At 36.2% G+C, this 22,540-nt stretch carries 14 protein-coding genes; 9 read left to right on the plus strand and 5 right to left on the minus strand.

Annotation, left to right across the window (positions count from 1 at the left end):
• Positions 1-184: 184 nt before the first annotated feature.
• From WC614_00085 to WC614_00095, 3 genes are all read right to left on the minus strand, one after another.
• Entirely contained in the window at positions 185-1,627 is a 1,443-nt protein-coding gene (locus tag WC614_00085; protein MFA5031393.1) for a sigma-54 dependent transcriptional regulator, read from the minus strand.
• Positions 1,624-3,732 (minus strand): ATP-binding protein, encoded by a 2,109-nt coding sequence (locus WC614_00090; protein ID MFA5031394.1) that lies wholly within the window; start codon positions 3,730-3,732, stop codon positions 1,624-1,626. The genes WC614_00085 and WC614_00090 overlap by 4 nt, the downstream gene beginning before the upstream one ends.
• 287 nt (positions 3,733-4,019) lie before the next feature.
• A complete protein-coding gene (locus WC614_00095; protein MFA5031395.1) occupies positions 4,020-7,937 on the minus strand; it encodes a S8 family serine peptidase in 3,918 nt (1,305 codons plus the stop codon).
• A gap of 261 nt (positions 7,938-8,198) precedes the next feature.
• Between WC614_00095 and WC614_00100 the strand changes: the two genes are divergently transcribed.
• The 9 genes from WC614_00100 to murJ all read left to right on the plus strand — a co-directional run bounded on the left by WC614_00100 (position 8,199) and on the right by murJ (position 18,539).
• Positions 8,199-10,934: a kelch repeat-containing protein gene (locus WC614_00100; protein MFA5031396.1), complete on the plus strand. Its 2,736-nt coding sequence runs from the start codon at positions 8,199-8,201 to the stop codon at positions 10,932-10,934.
• Positions 10,935-10,971: 37 nt separating this feature from the next.
• Entirely contained in the window at positions 10,972-11,553 is a 582-nt protein-coding gene (locus tag WC614_00105; GenBank protein MFA5031397.1) for a manganese efflux pump MntP family protein, read from the plus strand.
• A gap of 308 nt (positions 11,554-11,861) precedes the next feature.
• Positions 11,862-12,317 (plus strand): PilX N-terminal domain-containing pilus assembly protein, encoded by a 456-nt coding sequence (locus WC614_00110; GenBank protein MFA5031398.1) that lies wholly within the window; start codon positions 11,862-11,864, stop codon positions 12,315-12,317.
• Positions 12,318-12,334: 17 nt separating this feature from the next.
• Complete coding sequence (locus WC614_00115) at positions 12,335-12,934, plus strand: hypothetical protein (GenBank protein MFA5031399.1); 600 nt, start codon at positions 12,335-12,337, stop codon at positions 12,932-12,934.
• A gap of 12 nt (positions 12,935-12,946) precedes the next feature.
• Positions 12,947-15,589, plus strand: coding sequence for a PilC/PilY family type IV pilus protein (locus WC614_00120; GenBank protein MFA5031400.1), 2,643 nt, complete (start codon positions 12,947-12,949; stop codon positions 15,587-15,589).
• A 145-nt stretch (positions 15,590-15,734) separates the two neighbouring features.
• Positions 15,735-16,328, plus strand: a complete 594-nt coding sequence (locus tag WC614_00125) for an L-threonylcarbamoyladenylate synthase (protein MFA5031401.1) — start codon at positions 15,735-15,737, stop codon at positions 16,326-16,328.
• A complete protein-coding gene (locus WC614_00130; protein ID MFA5031402.1) occupies positions 16,315-16,455 on the plus strand; it encodes a hypothetical protein in 141 nt (46 codons plus the stop codon). Before WC614_00125 ends, WC614_00130 begins: the two co-directional genes overlap by 14 nt.
• Positions 16,456-16,467: 12 nt before the next feature.
• On the plus strand, positions 16,468-17,232 hold the full coding sequence (map, locus tag WC614_00135) for a type I methionyl aminopeptidase (GenBank protein MFA5031403.1): 765 nt from the start codon (positions 16,468-16,470) through the stop codon (positions 17,230-17,232).
• A complete protein-coding gene (gene murJ, locus WC614_00140) occupies positions 17,232-18,539 on the plus strand; it encodes a murein biosynthesis integral membrane protein MurJ (GenBank protein ID MFA5031404.1) in 1,308 nt (435 codons plus the stop codon). The genes map and murJ overlap by 1 nt, the downstream gene beginning before the upstream one ends.
• A gap of 412 nt (positions 18,540-18,951) precedes the next feature.
• Here the strand turns inward: murJ and WC614_00145 are convergent, their stop codons facing one another.
• Both WC614_00145 and WC614_00150 read right to left on the minus strand, forming a co-directional pair.
• Positions 18,952-20,883, minus strand: a complete 1,932-nt coding sequence (locus WC614_00145) for a M14 family zinc carboxypeptidase (protein MFA5031405.1) — start codon at positions 20,881-20,883, stop codon at positions 18,952-18,954.
• Positions 20,883-22,511 carry a glycosyltransferase family 9 protein gene (locus tag WC614_00150; protein ID MFA5031406.1) on the minus strand — a complete coding sequence of 543 codons (1,629 nt, stop codon included), beginning with the start codon at positions 22,509-22,511 and terminating at the stop codon, positions 20,883-20,885. Before WC614_00150 ends, WC614_00145 begins: the two co-directional genes overlap by 1 nt.
• Between the last annotated feature and the right edge of the window lie 29 nt (positions 22,512-22,540).

Consider the following 22,540-nt stretch of genomic DNA (forward strand, 5'->3'; position numbering starts at 1 on the left):
CATGATTGCTATTACGAAATAAATGCGGAAAATTAATTATCAGAAAATTTGAGTGCTGCGGCACTCACAAAATGGAGATAAAACAATATAAATCAAGTGTTTTAAGCTAAGTTTAAGTAGTGAGTGCGTTAGCACTCAATTATGTGGGTTGAATTTCGTGTTTAATTATGTTAGGGGATAGTATTTATTTTTTATATTTCGTTGCTTCTATACCGTATTCTTTAAGCTTTTCCGTTAAGTATCTTCTGTTCATTTTAACACTCTGTGCTGCTTTTGATATGTTACCATTGGATTTCTTGACTAAATCTATAAAAAAAGCTCGCTCAAAATCTTTAATAAAATTAGTTTTTAACTCAGTAAAGGTTTTATCTTTAGGAGAAGATTTATCTTTACCTGTACGCCCCTGGGACGGATAATCTATTTTATTATTCCCTTCGCTAATAAATTCCGAAGAATTGATGCCATAATCAGAAAAAATCTTGTGTAAACTTTCTAATGTCACTACTTTTGTTTCGGACAATAATATTAATTTTTGAATTGTATGTTTAAGTTCGCGAACATTACCGGGCCATGAGTATTTTTTTAGTTCTCCTACAACTTCTTCGGCAAGTTTAATATTTTTTTTGAATTCCTGATTAAATACATTTAAGAAGAAGTTTATTAGTTCCGGAATATCCTCGATTCGCTCTCTCAACGGTGGAATATTGATTTCCACGACTTTCAATCTTTGATATAAATCCTGTCTGAATTTTCCTTCCGCGACTTCTCCTGAAAGGGGTTTATTTGTTGCTACTATTATTCTTACGTCTGCATTACGAACTCTTGTTTCCCCAAGTTTTCTAAATTCCCCGGTCTCCACAACTCGTAATAGTTTTCCCTGGGTTGAAGGAGAAGCATCAGCTATTTCATCAAGAAAAATTGTTCCACCGTCTGCAACTTCAAAAAGTCCATATTTATCAACATTTGCTCCCGTAAATGCCCCTTTGATATGTCCAAATAATTCGTCATCCAAAAGCGTTTCGGGTAAAGCACTGCAATTTACAATCCAGAATGGTTTTTCTTTACGAGGATTATACGTATTATAATGCACGGCTCTAGCAATCAATTCTTTCCCGGTTCCGCTTTCCCCGGATATTAATACCGGAACAGTTTCTTTTGCAACTTTATCCACTATTTCTAAAATTCTGTCCATTTTAGAACCTTTATAAACAATACTCGCCATACTTTTACGAGCCTGGACCCTGTAACTTTCTATTTCTTTCTGGAGTTTGTATATTTCCAATGTTTTAGCAACCCTAAATAACATATCTTCTATATTGAAAGGTTTTTGGAGATAGTCATCGGCACCTTTATTCAAAAGTTCGAAAGCCTGTTGATAATCCCCAAAAGCGCTCATAATAATAACCGGTAATTTGCTGTTCTTCTGCTTTATTTTACTTAACACCTCTATCCCGTCCATTCCCGGCATTCTTATATCAAGTATTATGAGGTCATACTTATTATACCTGCTTAGCGCATCTTTCCCATTAAGAACGTAATCCGCATTAAAGCCGGCTTGTTCCAAGCATTGTTTAACAAAGGAACACATTCCTTCTTCATCATCAACGATTAAAATATTTTTACTCATAAATGGCTTACGGGAAGTCTTATTATGACCTCTGTTCCTTTCCCTTTCTTGCTGCTTATTTTGATATCTCCCCTATGATTATTAATTATTATCTTCGAAAAAAATAACCCTAAACCCGTCCCGGTATTTTTAGTAGTAAAAAAGGGATTGAATATTTTGTCAAGATACTTTTTTTCTATTCCCGACCCGGTATCTTTAATTTTCACTTCAATCTGTGACTTATTATCTTTTATACCTGTAGAGATTTCAATCTGTCCATTCTTAGACATACTTTCAATTGAATTATTTAAGATAACGGTAAACACTTCGCTGAGTTGGTTTTCATCTCCTTCTATTTCCAATGAACTTAATTTAAAATAATTTCTTTTTATAATAATCCCCTGTTTCTTTAATAAATACTGATGCAAAGTTATTATTTTATCTAATATCAAATGAATGTTTAGTTTGTTAAATTTAATATTTGATCTTGTAGTAAGGTTCAGAAGTCCCGTTACTAAATTAGATGCACGGTTAATTTGTTCTCCTATAATTAACAAACTATTAGAGATGTTTTTATCGTCTATTTTTGCTATTTTATCGTTTCTGGATATTAACTGAGTATGTCCCAGTATTATTGCTAATGGGTTTTTAAGTTGATGTGCCAGCCATGGAGCCAATTGTTCCAATATCTTGATTTTTTCTGTTTGAAATTTCTGTTGTTCTATTCTTTTTTTCTCCGTAACATCTTTAAAAATAACAAGTATTTTCCCTTTTTCTTCTAAAGATATTACCTTTCCTACAATTTCAAATATTTTCGCATCGGATTTTCCTGTTTTATAAATTATTTCAAGATTGTCCAGCATCTTTCCCGTTTTTATAATTTCCGTTAAATTATTTCTAAGAGTTCCGGTTCTATTCACTTTTTTTAATAAAACATCCGTAATAAAACGCCCTTTTATTTCTCGATAATTCCCATGAAATAGAGCATAGAAAGTTTGATTATTGCTAATTATTTTTAAGTTCTTGTCAAGAATGACAAGTAAATCAGGTATAGTTGCTATAATATTTTCCGAAAAAGTTTTTTCTCTTTCTAATTCTATTGTTCTACTTCTTACTCTAATTTCTAATTCTTCTTTATTTAAAATAGTTAATTTTTCATATTTAAGAATTCCATCGGGAAAACTTTGAATAATATCAAAAAATATAGGAGTATCTTTAATTTTGTTTTTTATTATTGCAAAAGTTTTTTCAAAAACCTCCGTAGCATAAGTTGGGGAAGTTACCGTTCCATATAATGTTATAATTTTCGAAATAAGTAAGGAAAATAAATTACAAATTATTTTTATTTTATCTTTCCCGTATAATTTATTGATATTTAAAGCAATCGCTGATACATCTATTGTTAAATCATCTCTTATTTTACAGTTTTCAAAAAACATAGGATTATTTTCAAAATATTCTACCAGCGTATTTCTTAAGATTTTATCCCCTGTTGCGGTTCGCACTACCGTCAGAAACATATTGAGCATAACGACATAACTATTAACAGCCAGCACATCATCTTTGAAAAGCATTTTCCACCCGATATGTTCCAGTGCTATTACTTTTAGTTTCATACTCATAAAAAGTTTTCTTTCTCCTATCGCAAAATTTATAAAGGCAACCATAATAGCAAGCTGTATCACTATGCTCCAGGCAGCTTCGGAAATAATAGATAAAATTATTGCCCAGAAAAGCAATACGGCTAATAAAAGTACTAACATACTAAATGAACGGTATATCTTATGGGGGATTATTCTCAGAAGTTTTAACAGAGGAATCCTGTAGTTTTTTGCAATGGTTAGCACCGAAACAATATTACTTAATAAAAGAATACTTACTCCAACTACAAACAGGAGGAATAAAACAAGATAGAGAAGCTTTAAATTAAATGCACTATAACTTACAAAAATTATTGTTGAATAAATAATTTCTACAAAAGTTATAATAAGAGTCCCGATAATTAAAAGATATTGAGTACTTACCGCACTTAAAATAAGCGAATTTCTAAAAACATAGTAAATGAAGATTATAGCAGAAGCTATGGTGATAATACTTACAATTAGACCAACCAATGGCGTATACATTTATAATTTAACTTATTAGAGTAGAATCCTTATACATTAATAGACAATTGTCTTTTAAAAATATCTTTATAGCACTTACCATCGGGAAAGATACTGTTTTTCTCACTTAAAAAATTAGCCCAACAATAGGAACATATGTTAACTTTATAATCTTTGAATATCCTAATCTGTCCTAATCTCTTTCTATACTATCTCATAAATATCAGTTTCTTTGTTTCTTTACCCAGCATAGCTGGATAGAACTCCCTAAGAACTAAAGTTCTAAGGGCCTTCTATATTTTCCGCTTTTATTTCATTAAAATTAGTTTCTTTGTCTCTTTATAGTTTCCAGCTGCAAATTTCGTAAAATAAATTCCCGAAGCTAATTTCTTTCCTGCGTTATCTTTGCCATGCCATCCGGCCACATAATATCCCGGCTTCTCTTCCCTGTCTATTAATGTGCACACTTCTCTTCCCGTTAAATCGTATATCCTCAGAGAAACCTTGCTCTTCGCGGGAAGCTGGTATTTAATAAACGCCGACTTTCCGCACGGATTTGGATAAGCTCCCGAAAAAGCAAAAACTTTTGGAATGGAAAGTTCCTCTACTCCGATAAATCCGGTAGCTTCAGAAGAATAACTGCTCTCCTTAAAGTTATTATCAAGAACCGTATAAACATAATAATATATCACACCTTTACTTGAATCCGCATAAGTTGTATCAATAATAATCTTTGAATTAAGCAATGTATATGGCCCGCCTGAAGTCGCGCTCCTGTAAATATTATACCCAAGTAAATTAGCTATGGTTGAAGGATGCCACGAAAGAGCTATCTTAACAACGTCGGACTGTGCAATTAACTCTCTGGATGCGCTTCCTGCCGTATAAACACGAAATCTACCACGAGTATCAACAGGCATAATAAAAGAAGCATCCTGAGCATTAGCAACTCTTATGGTATAAGTAGAATCCAATACCATTTCATTAATAAAATACTTACCGTTCCAGTGCATTAAATCAACCCATTTTCCGCTAATTTCATATTGAGTTAGATTTGTATCTATTCCAAAAGTGACTTCCGGGGTAACAGTTGTATCCATTTGCTTACTGAAAGCAAGATGAGTATACAGAGTTTCTATGCCTGCCGGCTCAGGATAAACGTTTATGCTGTCAAGATATGGCGGAGCGGCTATATCCGGAGATGTTAATAAAGGAGTATAATTTACAAGCCCGAGATTCATTGCGTCATCATTCATATCCCAGATATGCTCATCAATCGTATCGGTATTTGTCGTTCCCCACCAGTTGCTGTCTGCAGACATAGAAACAGAAGACGTATTTTGGAATGCATAGCCGGTATTACATAAAATATTATTGTGATGTACCCGACTTATTTTTTCTCCTCTTATTCCCGGCCCCGAATTATTTATAATCGTATTATACATTATCTCTTTAGTTTCCCTGTAACCTGTCGAGGTTGTTACTCTTATTCCACCGGAATCATTACCTGCTATTACGTTTGAATCTACACAAATTATGCTGTTGTTAATGCTGCCTATGTTAGATACACCGTAGCCTTTATTATTTATTATTCTGCAGTTGGTTATTATTCCGCTTGCCCCGTTTATAAAAACAATACCGTTGCCAAGATTATTCTCTATCAGATTGTTACTTACTTTTGACAAAGAATCAAAACCGCCCCATAACATAATGGCGCCGCCACCTTCGCTCCCAATATTATTACCTATATAGTTATTGCTGATATCATAATGAGTAAACTCGGGGCCGCTGTTCCCGCCGCATTGGAGACCGCTTCCGCTTTGATAACTGCTCCCGGAATTATTGGTAATGGTATTTCCAGTTACTTTAAGAATATTTCCTGACGTCATCCGCATCTGCAAATATACTCCTCCTCCCGTTCCCGAAGATTTCCAATCTCCTTCTGCCGTATTGCTGTCTATGATATTCCCGGAAAGAGTCAACATTAAAACATCTTGCCCCGCGATTCCTCCGCCGTAAGCCTCCATTGCTCCACCGATATGTTTTACTTTATTATTTATTATGTAATTGTCCTTGATTACGCCTCCCGCATAAGATAAGGCAATCCCTCCACCATAACTTGCCGTTCCCATGGCGCTGTCTCTACGAAGATTATTAGTTATCAAACATTTATGAATAAACAGTGATGCTGTGTCGCAGTTTATTGCCGGTCCCGCATATTGTATCGAACAGTACTCCAGTATGCTTCCCGACAAATAGTTTCCGGAACTATCATACGAAGCATCCGTCGCCGAATTTGTAAAACGAATCCCATACCAGTTCCCCGGTTTCGGTATCGTATCATTGGAGGTGAATTTAATTGTGTCCGCAGAATCGCCTCTTGCAATTAGTTCCCCGTCTACTCTTATCATTTTGCCCGACTTAACTCTTATTTCCGTCCCCGGTTCTATCGTAAGAGTTACTCCCGGCTGTACTATTACGGGATTGGTAACTATATAAAGTTTATCTTTTGTCCATAACGTATTTGTGCTTATCATCCCGCTTACGTTATAACTATTCTGAGTCCCTATGGAAAATTCTATCGTGTCCCGGTAAGTTCCGCTGTTTGAAGCTATCTCCAACCTGAATAATGCATTATGTTGAGGACATCCTCCCGAAAGAGAAAACGTAAATACGTCCCCGGAATTTGCTTTCTTTACACGCGCAAGTATGTCGCCGAAATTGGACGTAGAATCCGTAACCGTAATGTTTGCATCGTCCGTATGCAAAACTCCAAATACGCCGGTTGCATCCATTCCGTTATTCTGTAACGCAATCACCAAATTTACCGTTTCGCCTGCATCCGGCACGCCGTCATTATCACCGGCCGGGTCTTTTACCGTATCTCCAAGCATTGCAAGTTTCGGCAATAATCCTCCCGTAAGTACAAGATGCGCATTCAGCCTTCCACTTCCTATTTTTCCTGCATAAGTCGGATTTAAAGTATCAATAGGATCAGTATTATTCACAATCATGTTCATTATTGCGCCCGTAGAAAATGTCGGTTTATAAGCTGCAATCAATGCTGCAACTCCGGATACAAAAGGAGCCGCCTGTGAAGTGCCCGTAAATCTTGCATAATCATTTAGTCGTGTATTGTATATACTAACTCCCGGCGCTGACAAATCCACCCAGCTCCCGTAATTCGAGCCGTCCCATTTTACGTCATTGCTATCCGTTGCTGCGACTGCAAGTACCGTTGAAAAACAAGCAGGATAAAACAACTGCTCTTTATTATCATTCCCGGCTGCTCCTACGGGTACTGATGTAGCATACGCATTTATGAGCGCATTCTCCAGAAGAGTAGAAGAAGCATATCCGCCCAAACTCATATTTATAATTTTTGCATTATTGTTAGCCGCATATACTATTCCCAACGCAATATTCGAGTAAAGTCCGGTACCATTATTATTAAGCACTTTAACTGCCATAACTTTTGATTTCCAGCTTACACCTGCTACTCCGGTTCCATTATTTGTTACTGCGCCCGCGATACCTGCGCAATGAGTACCGTGACCGGCATCATCATTCGGGTTGTTATTATTACTTACAAAATTCCATCCGTATACGTCATCAACAAATCCATTTACATCATCGTCTATACTATTACCGGGTATTTCATCTTTGTTTATCCATAAATTATTTACTATGTCGGGATGAGCCGTATCAATTCCCGTATCAAGTATTCCAATTACAACTGAAGTATCCCCGGTAGTTGTATCCCATGCGGCTTCTGCTTGAATTTTATTTAGTCCCCATTGTTCGCCAAAATATGAGTCATTTGGAGTTGCGCAACTATGGGCAATATAATCAGGTTCGACATATAAGACATCAGGATTATTTTTATATTCTTTGACTGCAGAAAGAATATCTGCATCTTCATTGAGAGTTAAAACATAAATATTTGAAAGAGACGGGACATCTACTATCTTATCTTTTATGACTACTGTTTTTGTAACAGGCGTATAATTTTTAAATAATTCGGTTGCTTGTTTCGCGGAATATTTTTCATTCAATTTATCTACACTCTGTATTCCTGTTAAAACACTACCTTTTTGATTTGAGATATTAACCCCATCTTTAAACTTTACAATAAGTCTGCCCTTTGCGAAGTCCTGAGCTGATGCTGTTGCACAAGTAAGTGCAAATAAAATTCCTAATCCTGTAAATTCAAAAAGTTTTTTCATCTTTCCTCCTGTTATCCATAAAAAGACTTTTTTCTCTATTTGTTGTATTTTGAACTATGTATCACAATATCTTCTTTTTGCAACAAAAATCTATAAAATTCAATATTTTTACGGTTTATCTTAGCATTTATAAAAATTCTTATTTTAAATCCCCTCCCGGTGTTTTAAGAATTTCTTATCCAATTTCAAAAAAAATCAGTTTTGTCTTGACAATTAAGGTAGAAATGTACCATATAATCATATGATCATTTTGGAGGTATTATGTCTAAAATCAAAATTTTCTCATTTGTGATCTTTTTTTTATTTTCAACAATTGCCGGAAGCGCGGGAAGATGGGGAAGAACGGGCGACCTTAACGTAGGCAGATGTGGTTCTCCAACATCATTACTTTCAGATGGGAAGCTAATAATAATCGGAACGCAGGACTCAGAAACTTCAGGCTATGAGGTTTTTGATCCCGCAACGGGAAAATGGACAAGAACTGCAATGCCTTCAGGAGTTGAAGACGATGATGCTCATACAAATGCCATCCTTCTTCCAAATGGTAAAGTTTTTTACGTAACAAGTTGGACATTTAATAAAAACTGGCTTTACGATGAATCTGCAAATACTTTCACTGCATCTGCGGCATCCAACAGTTTTAGCAAATGTGGCGCATGGGCAACACTATTCAGAAATGAAAAAGTAATTATAGCGGATGATGGGAGAACTCCATATATTTATGACTATACTACAGATGCCATAGCCGTAACAGGTCTTCCGTCTAATTATCATTATAACGCTTCAGAAGTTTTATTACCTTCCGATAAAGTTCTTATAATTGGAGGTGGATCTTTTGCATGGAGTGGAGACAGCAAAAATTGCGAAATTTATACTTATTCTTCAGGGACATGGGCAACCACAGGGCTTATGAATATCAGTAGAACCAGTGCTACCGCAGTCCTTTTGCCCCCGCCATGGAATAATAAAGTATTGGTAGCGGGTGGAGTTGGCGGAGGCGTCAGGTTAAAAACATGTGAACTTTATGATATTAACGCCGGGGCATGGTCGATTACCGATAGTATGAAGATTGGAAAATGTGCAGGAGGATTTGCATTATTACCGTCAGGAGATGTTTTAGCAACGGGTGAAGGCACTTTAGTATCCGAACTTTATTCACCTGCAACCGAAACGTGGTATTCCACGGATACAACACTAATAGCAAGAGGGCACGGAACCCTTGCCATTTTACCTACCGGCAAAGTATTGGCGATTGGGTCTTCTGCGGGAGGAGCTCCATTTACAAAACAAGTCGAAATATATGACCCTTCAAATGGATTATGGCAAAACAAAAACTCATTTAATACCGCACGTGAAGCTCAAACCGTAACGATACTCCCGATAATACACACGAGCAATTGCAGCACTAATGTTCTTATTGCAGGGGGGCAAAATGTCGGTGGTGCGCTTAGTTTATGTGAATTATATAATTATTGCAAAGATACCGTAAGCAACACAGCTTCTCTTAATGACGCAAGAAGCAACCATACCGCAGTTTTATTGACATCCGGGAATGTTTTGGTAGCGGGCGGGAAAAACGTTTCTGCCATCAGTTCGGCAGAACTATATGACGTATCAACTGAGACATGGGCAAACACAGGAAGTATGGCTACCGCAAGATTTAATCACAGCGCTACTTTTCTTAGTGATGGAAGAGTTCTTGTAGCCGGTGGAGAAAATAGTAGTGTTTTAAATTCTTGTGAAGTTTATAATTCAGGCGTCTGGAATAGTGCAGGAAATATGAATGTTCCAAGGACAAAGCATACGTCCGTTCTTTTACTGGATGGCACCGTTCTTGTTATAGGCGGACAAACAACAGGGGGAAATTCTTCGGCCACCTGTGAATTATGGGATGGTACAAACTGGACAAATAAAGCCTCTTTAAACACGGCAAGATATTTTCATACTGCTACTCTTTTACAATCGGGACAAGTTTTGGTAATAGGCGGAACAACTGATGGAACATCTCCATTGTCAACCTGTGAAATATATGACCCGGTTGCAAATACGTGGACATTAGAAGGCGCTTTAAATAATGCAAGGTTTTTACATAACGCTACTATCCTTTACTCCGGTCTTGTTCTGGTGACAGGGGGGCACAATGGGGTAACCCCACTTTCAAGTTGTGAAATATGGGACCCTGCCGAACGAATTCCGGGAACAAACACAAATAAATGGAAAAACACCGTATCACTTTCCACTCCACGAGCATATCATTCTTCTGTTCTTGTTCCTGCCGTGCAACCATATATATTAACAATCGGCGGAAATAATGGGACATATCTTAATTCCATTGAACAATATGATATAGGGCTCGGATATAGAAATGAATGGCAATCAACAATAACAAATCATCAAAGCGTAAGCACTTTATCTACTAACACACATATAGAAGGGACACTTTTCAGAGGTGTATCCGAAGCAGATGGAGGAAATTACTGTCATATGGCTTCAAATGACCATCCAATTATGTCATTTGTCCGTGTTGGCGGCGGGAATTTTCAGGGCAACGGAGGCGGAGAATTGCTTTATATGCCGATTAGCACTTCCTGGAATGAAACACATACGGACGTAACTCTTCCATCCAATGCAGCTGCGGGGAATTACAGAATATGGTCAATAGTTAATGGAATACCTTGCAGGTGGTGTTTAGGTTGTCAGGCCGGGATTGAAGAAAATACGAAACCTAAAATTAACAACACAATATTGAAAATATCTAAAAACCCATTTACCTATTCTACAAATGTAAGTTATTTCATACCCAAAACAACTAAAGTTTCATTAACAATATATGACATATCGGGAAGGACAATTAAAACACTGGTTAATTCGGAACAAGAACAGGGGAACTACAATATTAATGTCAGCGCAAAACATTTAAAACCGGGCATCTACCTCATAAGATTAAAAACAAATTCTTTAATTTCAACTCAAAAACTTATCCTGATAAAAACATAATTATTATTTACTTTTATTTCACATAATTCAAGGGATTATGTTAACTTATGTATTTATAGCTTTTGGTCTGGCAATGGATGCTTTTGCTGTCTCCATTACGAGTGGCGCAATTATAAAAAATGTAAAATCCGGTCCCCCTACAAAGAAAGGCGAGATCTTCGACAATGCGTTAAAAATTGCACTCTTCTTTGGTGTGTTTCAGATGGGTATGCCATTAATAGGCTGGTTTGTGGGATCTTACCTTGACCGTTTTATTTCAAGTTTTGACCACTGGGTAGCCTTTGGATTATTAAGTTTAATAGGGATTAAAATGATTCATGAAGCAACAAAAAAAGAATCAGAAAAAAAAGAAATTAACCCGTTGAACTTATATGTACTGTTGTTATTATCCGTTGCCACAAGCATTGACGCATTAGCGGTTGGTTTGAGTTTTGCATTTTTAAGAGTTTCCATCATAACCCCAATAATGATTATTGGGATTATCACTTTTTCACTCTCTTTTATAGGCGTGTTTATTGGCAATAAAGCCGGGCATTTTTTTGAGAATAAAATCGAAATTCTTGGCGGTATAATTTTAATTGCTATTGGATTAAAAATTCTCATACAACATCTAATCTGAAATATAAGTTACACGTTTTTTCTCACATTTATATTCTATTTAATTGTCGAGATTCAGGGTTCTATTTAGTTGGAGTTCCCAAGACAATGATGATTATAGCAAGCCCTTTCCAGCTATACTGGATTAGGGATTTCTATCCAGAGCGTAGCGTGGGCCTCCAACTTATCCAGCTCTGCTGGACATTCTGATTCGCCTGCTTGTCCGCCGATCTTTTTGGTGGAAGGCGGAGAAGAATCTCATCTCTGCCGATAAGAAAATGAAAAAATGTATTGACAGTTTCAGGGATTTGCTTCATATATATAATAGCTATGGATAAAGAAAGAGGTGTTTCACTCATATTGGTCATGAGCGTACTCGTTATACTTGGATTATTGGTTATAACTTTAATGACAATGAGTATGAGCGAAATTAGAATCAGTGTTGCGGGTTCAGACTCGAAAATTGCATTTCATTCTGCAGAAGCCGGGTTAGAACGGGGCATATCAGAGGTGCCGGCAAAATGTGAGGCATTCCCGGCATCACCGGATACATGGATTACGCTTGTTAATAATGCAAAATATAAAAGCGGGTTGCCAAATACGATTCCAACTCCTCCTCAACTTGTTGGCGCTGCTTATAAGGAGGGATTCAGCATAGAAGAAGGCAACGAATTCTTTGATTTCAAGTATGATGTAATAACTTCAGGCAAAATGAATAAAAGTAAACGTGTCGTAAAAGCGAGAATTAAATGTGGTCCGCTTGGAAGAGGTGGAACACAGTATTGATTACTATAGGGGGGAAAATGTTGAACAAAGGGAAATTCATTTCAGGTGGAAATAAGTTAATTTTTGGAATATTTATGTTTATGCCTTTGGTATGTTTTTCTGCAAATGAAGGGATTATTATTTCTCTTGAAACAAGGCTCCTGTCTGATAATATTGTATATAAAACTTTTATCAAACAGGAAAACAATAGAATTCGGATAGAAGAGACCTTGCCTAACTCAGAAGAAATAGGACTCGTAATGATATCCGATGAAAAAGAATGTTGGTATATACCTGCTTTCGGCAAGATGCAAAAGATGCCGCCAATAAAAGATGCTCTGGAGGTGGTAGGTATTAAAATGGAAAAAGGCAAAACGCAGATAAAGTTAGGAGATAAAATAGAAAAAGCTTCTTCAAATAAGGAGATAATTAGTTATAAAAATTATATAGAAACCGACGATTTGGGGTGGATTCCAAAAACAATAGAAAAGTATGATTCTACGAACACATTACAGTCTACAACTGAAGTTAAAGATGTAAAAGAAGGGATAGATATTTCTGACAATATGTTTAACTATAAAAACGTAAAATTTTCCTATAAAGTACAGGAAATGGCAAAAAAATTACATTTTGAATAGGAGGGAAATAATATGAAAAAACTCATTTTCGTACTATCTTTTTTATGTTTCTCTATAAAAGCGATTTCTGAAGATGTTGACCTTTTTACTATAACTGTTTACCCGGATATATTACTTATTTTTGATACTTCCGGCTCAATGACTTTTGATATGAACGGCAATTACACATGGGGAGATGGAAGCGATTTGTATCCCGGCAGAGATACAAATGGAGATGGATTTAAAAATGATTCGAGAATGTATATTCTGAAAAATGGGCTTCGGCAGGCTATTCAGGCACACAATAGTATAAGATTCGGTTTAATGACTTATGGGCAATATAAAGCTACCAATGAATATGCTCGTGATTGGTATCGAACATCTCCTTATACCGATTCAAAAGTTCAAAAAATTCCATGGCACGGAGTAGATGGAAGCGGAAACGATTACTGGCCTAAAAATTACCCTGAAGCAACAAAAACGATTTTAAGGGCAAAAATGGGATCTTCCCTGGACTCTATTAAACAATGGATTGATAACACCGGGCAAATCAATGAATTCCGAGCAGATGGAGGAACTCCTATGGGTGGCGCTCTTTACTGGGCAAAACAGTATTATACACAGGAAATCATACCTAAAGATGTCGCAAAACGCTGCAGAGGGTATTTTGTATTGCTTTGTTCCGATGGTGCAGAAACCGGATACCCCAGTTATAATACCCATTCACCTTATACTGAAGCAAAAAATCTTCGAAATATACAGATTTTAGGAATTAAGTATGATGTTAAGACTTTTGTTTGTGGCGTAGCTGTCGCAGGAGGTGCTGACGCTAAATGCCTTGATTCTATTGCTAAACTCGGTGGGACTGAACATTACTACCCCGCAACATCACCTGACTTGCTTGACTCAGCTCTTAATCAAATCATTGGAATAATGGAAGAACGCGCTACTTCTTTTTCGGGTCCTGAAGTTCCTTCCGTCAGAACCGAATACTATAATAATATGTATATAGCTTCTTTTATGCCTTCTGAATCCAGCCCTTTCTGGCAAGGATACTTAAAAGCTTTTCGTTTAAATCCCGATGGAACATTACCTCAAGATGATTCAGGATATATTCTATCAACTCCTCTATGGGAAGCAGGGACAGTTCTTAAAAATATGACCTCCGCGGAAAGGACTATTTATACTCAAAAAAATAACAGTCGCGTCGTGTTTAATCCAACTTATATAGATTCTAATGATTTAGGAGTTGCCGATGATTCCGTGGAATCTCTTATAAATTATGTAAGGGGAGATAATGAGTATAGTTGGAAATTAGGAGATATATTCCATTCCTGGCCTGTTTGTGTGGGTCCACCTTCTCCGTGGTATACCGATGAGGGATATGAAGGGTTCAAGGCAGTAAATAAACATCGCAGGAAAATCGTTATTAGTGGTGCAAATGATGGTATGTTACACGCATTTGATGCAGGAACGTATGTAGCACAGGGAGATACTTTTACTCCCGGGACAGGACAAGAATTATGGGCGTTTATTCCCAAAAACCAGTTGTCCAGATTAAAAAACTTAACAACCACGCACGGCTACTATGTGGATGGTAATCCTATTGTATTTGACACATGGATTCCATCAACCATTGGCGATACAACAAAAGACAGCACTGAATGGAAAACCGAATTGATTTGCGGAGAACGTAGTGGTGGGAGTTATTATTTCGGACTTGACGTAACCAATACTCAAAATCCATCATTCTTATGGGAAATTGGTGGCGACACAATGTTCGCACAAACATGGTCAAGCCCGGCAATAGGAAGAGTAAAGGTAGGGACAGGAGAAAAAACTATTGCAGTGATTGGTGGCGGATTTAACAAAGCATCCGGAACTTTGGGACGGGCAGTTTATGTTATTGACGCAAAAGATGGAACCGTGCTTAAGAAATTTACTAATACACATATGACAAATTGCATACCTTCCGACCCTATTCTTGTTGATACTTCAAATGATGGACTTTCAGATTATATATATATCGGGGACATAAAAGGACAGTTATGGAAATTTGATATTCGCAGTACTCTCCCGGCAAGTTGGACAGGCAGTAGAATTTTTGTATCCACAAGCGAACAGCCATTCTATTACCCTCCATCCTGCGCTTACGACGCAGATGGGCATTTATGGCTATTCTTTGGTGGAGGGGATAGAGATTCTTTAAGAAAAACCAATACTTACAACAGATTCTACGGTATGAGAGATAATAAGCAAACCACACCTTATACGGATTCAGACTTATCAAATATTACGGGTGGAGGGACGGCTAATAGTAATGGATGGTATAGAGCGCTTAGTAAAAATGAAAAATCCATTTCAAAACCAATTGTATTTAATGAAATAGTTTATTTTACGACTTATGAACCTTTAAATCCTGATAACCCTTGTAATATTGAAGGATTGGCAAGATTATATCACACGAAATTTACAACGGGTAAAGCGCCGGATGACGACTCCCTGTTTGAAGAAATTGGTGAAGGTGTGCCTATGAGTCCGCAAATATCCGTTACCGCAACCGGTGATTTTGTTATTACTATCGGCGGCAGTAAAGGGGAACTTATAAGCGAAAAAGTTAAAGGGCCATCCAATTTCAAACAAATAATTTATTGGAAAGAACAAAAGAATTATTAGTATCGCTTGAGTGATAGTTCTGCCTACTTGATAATTAATAAATAAGGGTAGATGGGGTGACGTTACCCCATCTACCCTGTACTTAATTTGTTTCTGTCTAGAGTTGATATCCCGAACAAAAGTTCGGGCAAAGTATAGGGAATAAATGAATAAAACGGATTTAATAGAAGGTGCGATATCTACACTTGGCAACGGGGGAATAATCGGATTTCCCACGGATACTGTTTATGGAATAGGTTGTGATGCGCATAATTTAATTGCAATTGACAAAATATATAAAATAAAACACAGGAACAAGGCAAAACCTTTGATTCTTTTCATTAAAGATACATCCGAACTTGATAAATATGTATATGTTCCTGAAATTGGATCAAAGCTAATAAATACTTTTTGGCCCGGCGCATTAACGATTATTTTCAAAGCCAAACCGGGTTCACCTGTCACAAGTTCTAATAATACACTTGGCGTAAGAATTCCTGATTCCGAACCTATTCTTTCCGTTTTATACCAATATAAAAACCCTCTTGTAATGACAAGCGCAAATATACAATCCGAGCCTCCTCCAACTTCTCACTCAGGGCTAAATATTAAATTAGATTTTGTTATCCCGGGGACTTCCGGCAATATTCCTTCTACAATTATTGACATAAGTTTTTCTCCTGTTATACTACGGGAAGGTAAAATTTCTAGAGAAGAAATAGAATCGGTCATAGGAAAAATAACGAATGCCAAATACTGAATTACAGATAGTAGAAAAAACTTTAACCACAGAGAACACAGAGAAGAGACAGTTGAGAGTTAAAAGAAGAACAGACAACAAAATGGAGATAGAAAACAGAGAGGGCACAGAGAAAAAAAGAAATTAATAATGCAATAAGATGATTAACTTGAAATCTCAAAGAGAAATTGCTTTAATGCGAGAAGCGGGAGCAATTGTCGGTAATTTACTGAACTTATTTAATTCAATGGTAAAACCGGGAGTCACTACAATTGAACTGGATAAATTTGCAGAGAATTTCATAATTAAACATAACGCTAAACCTGCTTTTAAGGGCTTCGTTTCTGCGTTTAAACAACATTATCCTTATACTCTTTGCACATCGGTCAATGAATCCGTAGTCCATGAAATGCCTTCCAAACGTGTTTTACAAGAAGGAGACATAATTTCTATTGATGTCGGAACTTACTACAAGGGGTATTATGGAGATGGGGCATATACTTTTACAGTTGGCGAAGTTAACAAATCTAAATTAAACTTAATTGAAGTAACTAAACATTCATTAGAACTTGCCCTAAAAAAAGCTTACCCGGGGAATCATTTAACGGATATTTCCAATACTATCCAGACTTATGTCGAATCAAATGGATTTTCAATTGTCCGTGATTTTACCGGACATGGGATAGGAACTAAATTGCACGAGGAACCTACAATATTTAATTTTGGGAGTCCTTCTCGTGGGCCTGTGCTTGAACCCGGAATGACGCTTGCAATTGAGCCAATGGTAAACGCGGGGACTTATGAAGTAAAAGTTATGAATGATGGTTGGCGGGCAGTTACTCTTGACGGGAAACCTTCTGCCCATTTTGAACATACTATTGTAATAACGGAAAGCGAGCCTCAAATTTTAACGTTACTAAAATAATGAAAAAACATAGTCTTCTAAAAGGTGCACTTAATTTTAGTATCGGCACGGGTATTTCTAGAATACTTGGTCTCTTGAGGGAAATAGTATTCGCGCATTTTTTTGGTGCCGGTATCGCTATGGATGCTTTCCGCGTGGCATTCAGAATCCCAAACCTATTGAGAGACGTTCTTGCGGAAGGGACATTAACTCCTGCGTTTGTGCCTATGTTTGCAGACTATCACGCAAATAAGGATAAAAAAACAACTACCGAATTCGTAAGCCTTATCCTTGGGACAATGCTCTTAATTACCGGAGCAATAACTTTAATTAGCATAATATTTGCTCCCTGGTTGGTTAAACTTGTTGCTTATGGATTCCAGGGAGAAAAATTTCTTCTTACCGTTAAACTAACCCGTATCTTATTTCCATTTCTTATATTCATTACGGTTTCTGCCCTTGTAATGGGCGTTTTAAACTTTTTTAATCATTTTTTTACTACAGGAATAGCATCTTGTTGGTTTGACGTTGCCATTATTGGAATTGGAGTTGCTCTTGCACCTCAATTCGGAATTACATCAATAGCTATTGGCGCACTTATCGGAGGCGCTTTACAACTTATTTCCCAATTTCCTCAATTACGCAAAGAAGGATATCTCGTGCGTCCAAAATTTAAGTTTACGCCTGAAGTAAAAAAAGTTCTTCTCCTTATGATGCCTATTGCAATTGGATACAGCGCAATGAAAATCAACACGATAATAAATACTCTTATCGCATCTTTCCTTCAGGATGGAGTAATTGCATGGCTTGAATATGCTTTCAGGATAATGTGGGTTCCCGTTGGAGTGCTGGGGGTTGCGCTTGCTAATGTTGCTTTGCCATCCGCTGCAAAAAACCTTTCCGGGGAACACAGAAAAGAATTTACTAAAACGATACGGACTACTTTTATTTATGGGGTGCTTTGCAGCATTGTATCAACGGTTTTAATCTGGGTACTGGCTTACCCTGTATGCAAACTCCTGTATCAACACGGCAAATTCACTCCAACGGATACAATAAATACGGCAAAGGCTTTACAGGCATACGCTATGGGAATACCCGGTCTTATACTGGCAAGAATTCTTGCTACGGGATTTTATGCATTAAAAGATACTAAAACTCCTATGATTGCAAGTTTTATTACCGTTATAGTTAACGTAATATTTGTGCTTGTGCTTGTAAAAGTTATAGGGTTTACCGGAATCCCGTGGGCAAGTTCCATATCCAATTCTGTAAATGCTTTATGGTTGGGAATCTTATTACTTAAGAAACTCACACCAAACCGCTAATATCAAACTAGTAGAAATAATGGTTCTTTCATACGACTAAATTTTCTAACGGAAACTCAAACCACAGAAAAGAATTTTAGCCACCCCGCCCACCGCCACATCGGGATCTTCGACTCCTGCGGGGTAAACTCCGACCACAGAAGGAAAAACGGAGAAAAGAAAGAGTTTTTGGACGCAGATAACAACAAGATTAAAAAACATAGAAACATAGAGATAAAAAGGATAAACAGAATTAGGTTTTTCGCAGAGAAAAAGAACTACAAAAAAATTACCACGAAAGTATGAAAAAAACACGAAAACAGAGGACAGAAAACGGATTGGAACCGCGAGATTTCCAGTCCGCCTCAGGCGAACCTAAAAAAACCGTTACCGAAATTGTGAAGAACTACACTTGGGGATTAACAACCTGGTATTAATGTAAAACAATTACCTTCTTTGTAGTTGCCCAGTTTTTGCCTTCTACTTTCAAAAAATAAATATTAGAAGGAATCTTGTCTGTAGCAATTGAAAAACTTGTTTGTCCATTAGAAATAATATTCTTAGCCAGTATTTGTCCTGCCAAATTATATAATTTTAAAGTTATATTTCTCTCATTAGAATTAGATATTTTAATTGTTAATTTATTAACAACCGGATTAGAACAGAGCATTATATTGGGTTTATAATTGTTTTTTTCTGCAACTCCAAACAATCTGTATGATTCAACTGCATCAAGGTCAAACCCGGGAGTCGTATAATTACTAACATTCCCATCATCAATTATTTTGACATATCTTGCTTCAGGTAAACCGGTTGAGGTTATATTAAAAGTAGTAGTTCCCGTTCCCGAGCCAAGACTGACAAAACCGCTCTGCCATATATTAGATACTAAAACCTGATATCCTTCATTCCCTGTGCTATCCGATCCCTCATACACGGTAAAACTATCTTGGATAGGGATTCCCATATCTAAAACTACTTCCCCGGCAGTACCGAGGGAAAGAGCTTTATTGTCTTCCGGACCAAGAGAGGCAGAACTTAATGTTTTATTTGAAATTCCCGTATATTTAATAGTTAGCAATCTATCCGCATAATATTTATTATTAAAAAGTAACGGAACATTGATAAGGGTTATTGAATCACCTACTGCTATATTTGCAATCTCTTTACTTGCGTATCCGTTTGCAGAAACTTTTAATGTATATGTTCCCGGCAGTAAAACTATATGATAAAACCCGGTAGAAAGGTTTGTATACATTTTCCAATCAATTCCTTCTATTTCTACTCTTGCATTTATAGGATTACCTGTAGCAGAATCCGTAATTATCCCTGATATTCCAACATTTCCGGAACGTTCTATCATTTTAAGCATTGCGCTTGCATTTGACACACAAACGGGTGTAGGGTCTGCATCTTGCGGAGTTTCTATTGTATACGCAATAATTCCATTACATCCATACATTGCGTCCTGACAGCTTCCACATACCTGATACCAGTCATAGCCATGGACTATTGAATAGCCTGTAGAATCCGAATAATCCTTTGCAAGATTAAGCATAATTGTGTCCATTGTAGGTTTTGTCGGAGTATAATCCCAGAGACAATTAACTACATTATATACCGAGTGATAGTCAAAACTAATCGCAAAATTATGCGTTTCTGCATTTGATTTCAATGCGCGGGGTTCAGGTTGTGAAAAAGGATAAGGGCTATTGCCGTCATTAGCCCACATATAACCGTAATCACGATTTAAATCTACTCCATTGGAATTATGTCTTGAATAACTATACATTCCGTCGGGATTGACTATAGGGACACACCATATCTGACGTCCATCTACAAGTTGTTTTATATATGAATCCGTAGAATATTCATCCGTTAGCTGTTTGATTAAATACAAAACTATTTCCGCCGAAATTATTTCGTCTCCGTGATGACAACCCGTAAATCTTATAGCCGGTTCTGTTTCTTCTGTTCCTGCATTGTCCGATATTTTCAGTCCGAGAATTGGTCTTCCTTCCACGGAATATCCGATAGTATCAAGTTTTGTAATCGCCGGATAATTAATTGCTATGGAATCAAGTTCATGCACAAGCGCCGAATAACTATGGTAAGTCCCTTTAGCGAGTAGTTTTTTCACAGACTCTCTATAATCATTCAAAATAACTTCATAATGAAAACCTGCATTACTAAGAGTTTTTAATTCATTATCGTCTGCTATTATTTGAATATCGTAATTTGTAACAGATTTGATTGTTAATTTTAGTTTATTTATTTCATATACTTGAGATTTGCTTGTAATAGGTATCTCTACGAGTTTTTTTATAGGATTATTTAAAAGAAAAACAAATAATAATAAATTCATTAAATCCTCCTTCTGATTTCTTGCATTACTCTATCTATACTTATAAAATTTATGCACTTTTTCCCCCTGAGACATTCTTTAGAATAACATGCGAACTTGCATTCTTTTGGTCTTTCCGGTTCTAAAATGGTAGGGCTTCCCCAATATGGTTTAGAAAAAGAACTTTCACTTCCTCCAAAGATTAAAATAGAAGGGGTATTTATTCCCCCTGCCAAATGTGCAGGGAATGAATCTATACCAATAAAAAGAGATGCACCTTTTATTAGAGTGGCTAATTTTCCAAAAGATAATCCTTTACAATCTTTACAACCAGGAATTAAAGGATCCCATTCCCAACCTACTTGAAGTATATCAATATTTTTATATTTTTTTATCTCTTTTACTAATTCCGGGAAAAAATCCCAATTCCTTGTAGAAGCGAATGTAGCAGGATGTATTATAATAAAATTTTTATGTTCCGTTTCTATTAACTCTTCAGAAAGAAAAGGACGTTGTATTTCATTCTTTTTTATATCACAGAATTTTGCAAAAAGTTCTACTATGTTTATATGAGAGCGAAAATTTTGTTCACGATTTGTAATAAATTCGATTTGTACTTTGTCATAGGGAAGATAAATTTTGTCATAACTCTTTATAAGGCATTCAGACATTGGGAGGGTAAGAAAAGCCGCGCATCCATAAGGAGAAGAAAAACTATCAGGATATTCGATTAATTTTTCAATATCAGGATTAGAAATCAAAAGGGGGAAGCATTTTTTTTTAGTCATAAAGTGAATTTGTTTTTCAAGAAATATGGATTTCATCGTTGAAAGAATGGCTGTCGTACGATAAACATCTCCAAAACTTTGTGGCATAACGACTAATATTTTGTTAGTAAGTTTAGGATAACTACGATGAACATAAGCAGGAAACTCCGGTGACAGGACATTTTGAAGATGAGTTTCTATTTTAGTTACTGAATCATTTGAGATTACAGGATTGTTATAAACATTAAACCCAAATTCCTGATATTTATTTTTTAACGATTCGCTACAAAAATATGCATATTTCAATTCTTCAGAATTTAAATACCCCAAAGATTCATTAAAAGAGAATTTCTTTTTTAAAAACATATTTAATAAACAAAGGCTTATATATCTCAAAATTGTTGTTTTGATATTTTCATTTTTGAAAAACAGCCAGTTATCATAAGAAGTATTATCCGTTATCCAATAATCAACTATATCAAACACGATTGGTTTTTGGGAAGCTTTTAGAGTAAGCAATATAGATTTTTCTATTCCCCACATATTAAATATATATATCAGATCAGGATTAAATTTATTTAATAAATTTTTAAGAGCAAAATTATCTTTTAAACTTGTGAAGGTACTTTTGTTTATATTTTGACCAGGAATGTTTAATGAAAGCAATCGATATACTTGATTTTCAGCACAAAATTTATTTACTCCATACATACTTGTTAATATTTTTATTTCATGCCCTTTTTTTGTCAATTCATCAATTTTTTTCTTACAATCTTTCCCATAATCTGCTTGAGGATATCCAGACAAACAATAAGGAGGATAAAAATTAGAAATGACAAGGATTTTCATTCTTTGCAAGGGCGAGTCTGTAAGTTTTTCCATCTTTTTCCGTTTTATATTTTTTTCTTAAA

The organism is bacterium (assembly GCA_041649255.1).
In the GTDB taxonomy this organism is placed as follows: domain Bacteria; phylum Hydrothermota; class UBA3073; order JACQXS01; family JAQTXJ01; genus JAQTXJ01.

Bases quoted from the DNA above. Each gene is read 5' to 3' on its own strand.
- murJ (MFA5031404.1), top strand. From the start codon at position 17,232: ATGAAAAAACATAGTCTTCTAAAAGGTGCACTTAATTTTAGTATCGGC.
- WC614_00090 (MFA5031394.1), bottom strand. From the start codon at position 3,732: ATGTATACGCCATTGGTTGGTCTAATTGTAAGTATTATCACCATAGCT.
- WC614_00150 (MFA5031406.1), bottom strand. From the start codon at position 22,511: ATGGAAAAACTTACAGACTCGCCCTTGCAAAGAATGAAAATCCTTGTC.
- WC614_00130 (MFA5031402.1), top strand. From the start codon at position 16,315: ATGCCAAATACTGAATTACAGATAGTAGAAAAAACTTTAACCACAGAG.
- WC614_00125 (MFA5031401.1), top strand. From the start codon at position 15,735: ATGAATAAAACGGATTTAATAGAAGGTGCGATATCTACACTTGGCAAC.
- WC614_00105 (MFA5031397.1), top strand. From the start codon at position 10,972: ATGTTAACTTATGTATTTATAGCTTTTGGTCTGGCAATGGATGCTTTT.
- WC614_00095 (MFA5031395.1), bottom strand. From the start codon at position 7,937: ATGAAAAAACTTTTTGAATTTACAGGATTAGGAATTTTATTTGCACTT.
- WC614_00120 (MFA5031400.1), top strand. From the start codon at position 12,947: ATGAAAAAACTCATTTTCGTACTATCTTTTTTATGTTTCTCTATAAAA.
- WC614_00145 (MFA5031405.1), bottom strand. From the start codon at position 20,883: ATGAATTTATTATTATTTGTTTTTCTTTTAAATAATCCTATAAAAAAA.
- map (MFA5031403.1), top strand. From the start codon at position 16,468: ATGATTAACTTGAAATCTCAAAGAGAAATTGCTTTAATGCGAGAAGCG.
- WC614_00110 (MFA5031398.1), top strand. From the start codon at position 11,862: ATGGATAAAGAAAGAGGTGTTTCACTCATATTGGTCATGAGCGTACTC.
- WC614_00085 (MFA5031393.1), bottom strand. From the start codon at position 1,627: ATGAGTAAAAATATTTTAATCGTTGATGATGAAGAAGGAATGTGTTCC.
- WC614_00100 (MFA5031396.1), top strand. From the start codon at position 8,199: ATGTCTAAAATCAAAATTTTCTCATTTGTGATCTTTTTTTTATTTTCA.
- WC614_00115 (MFA5031399.1), top strand. From the start codon at position 12,335: ATGTTGAACAAAGGGAAATTCATTTCAGGTGGAAATAAGTTAATTTTT.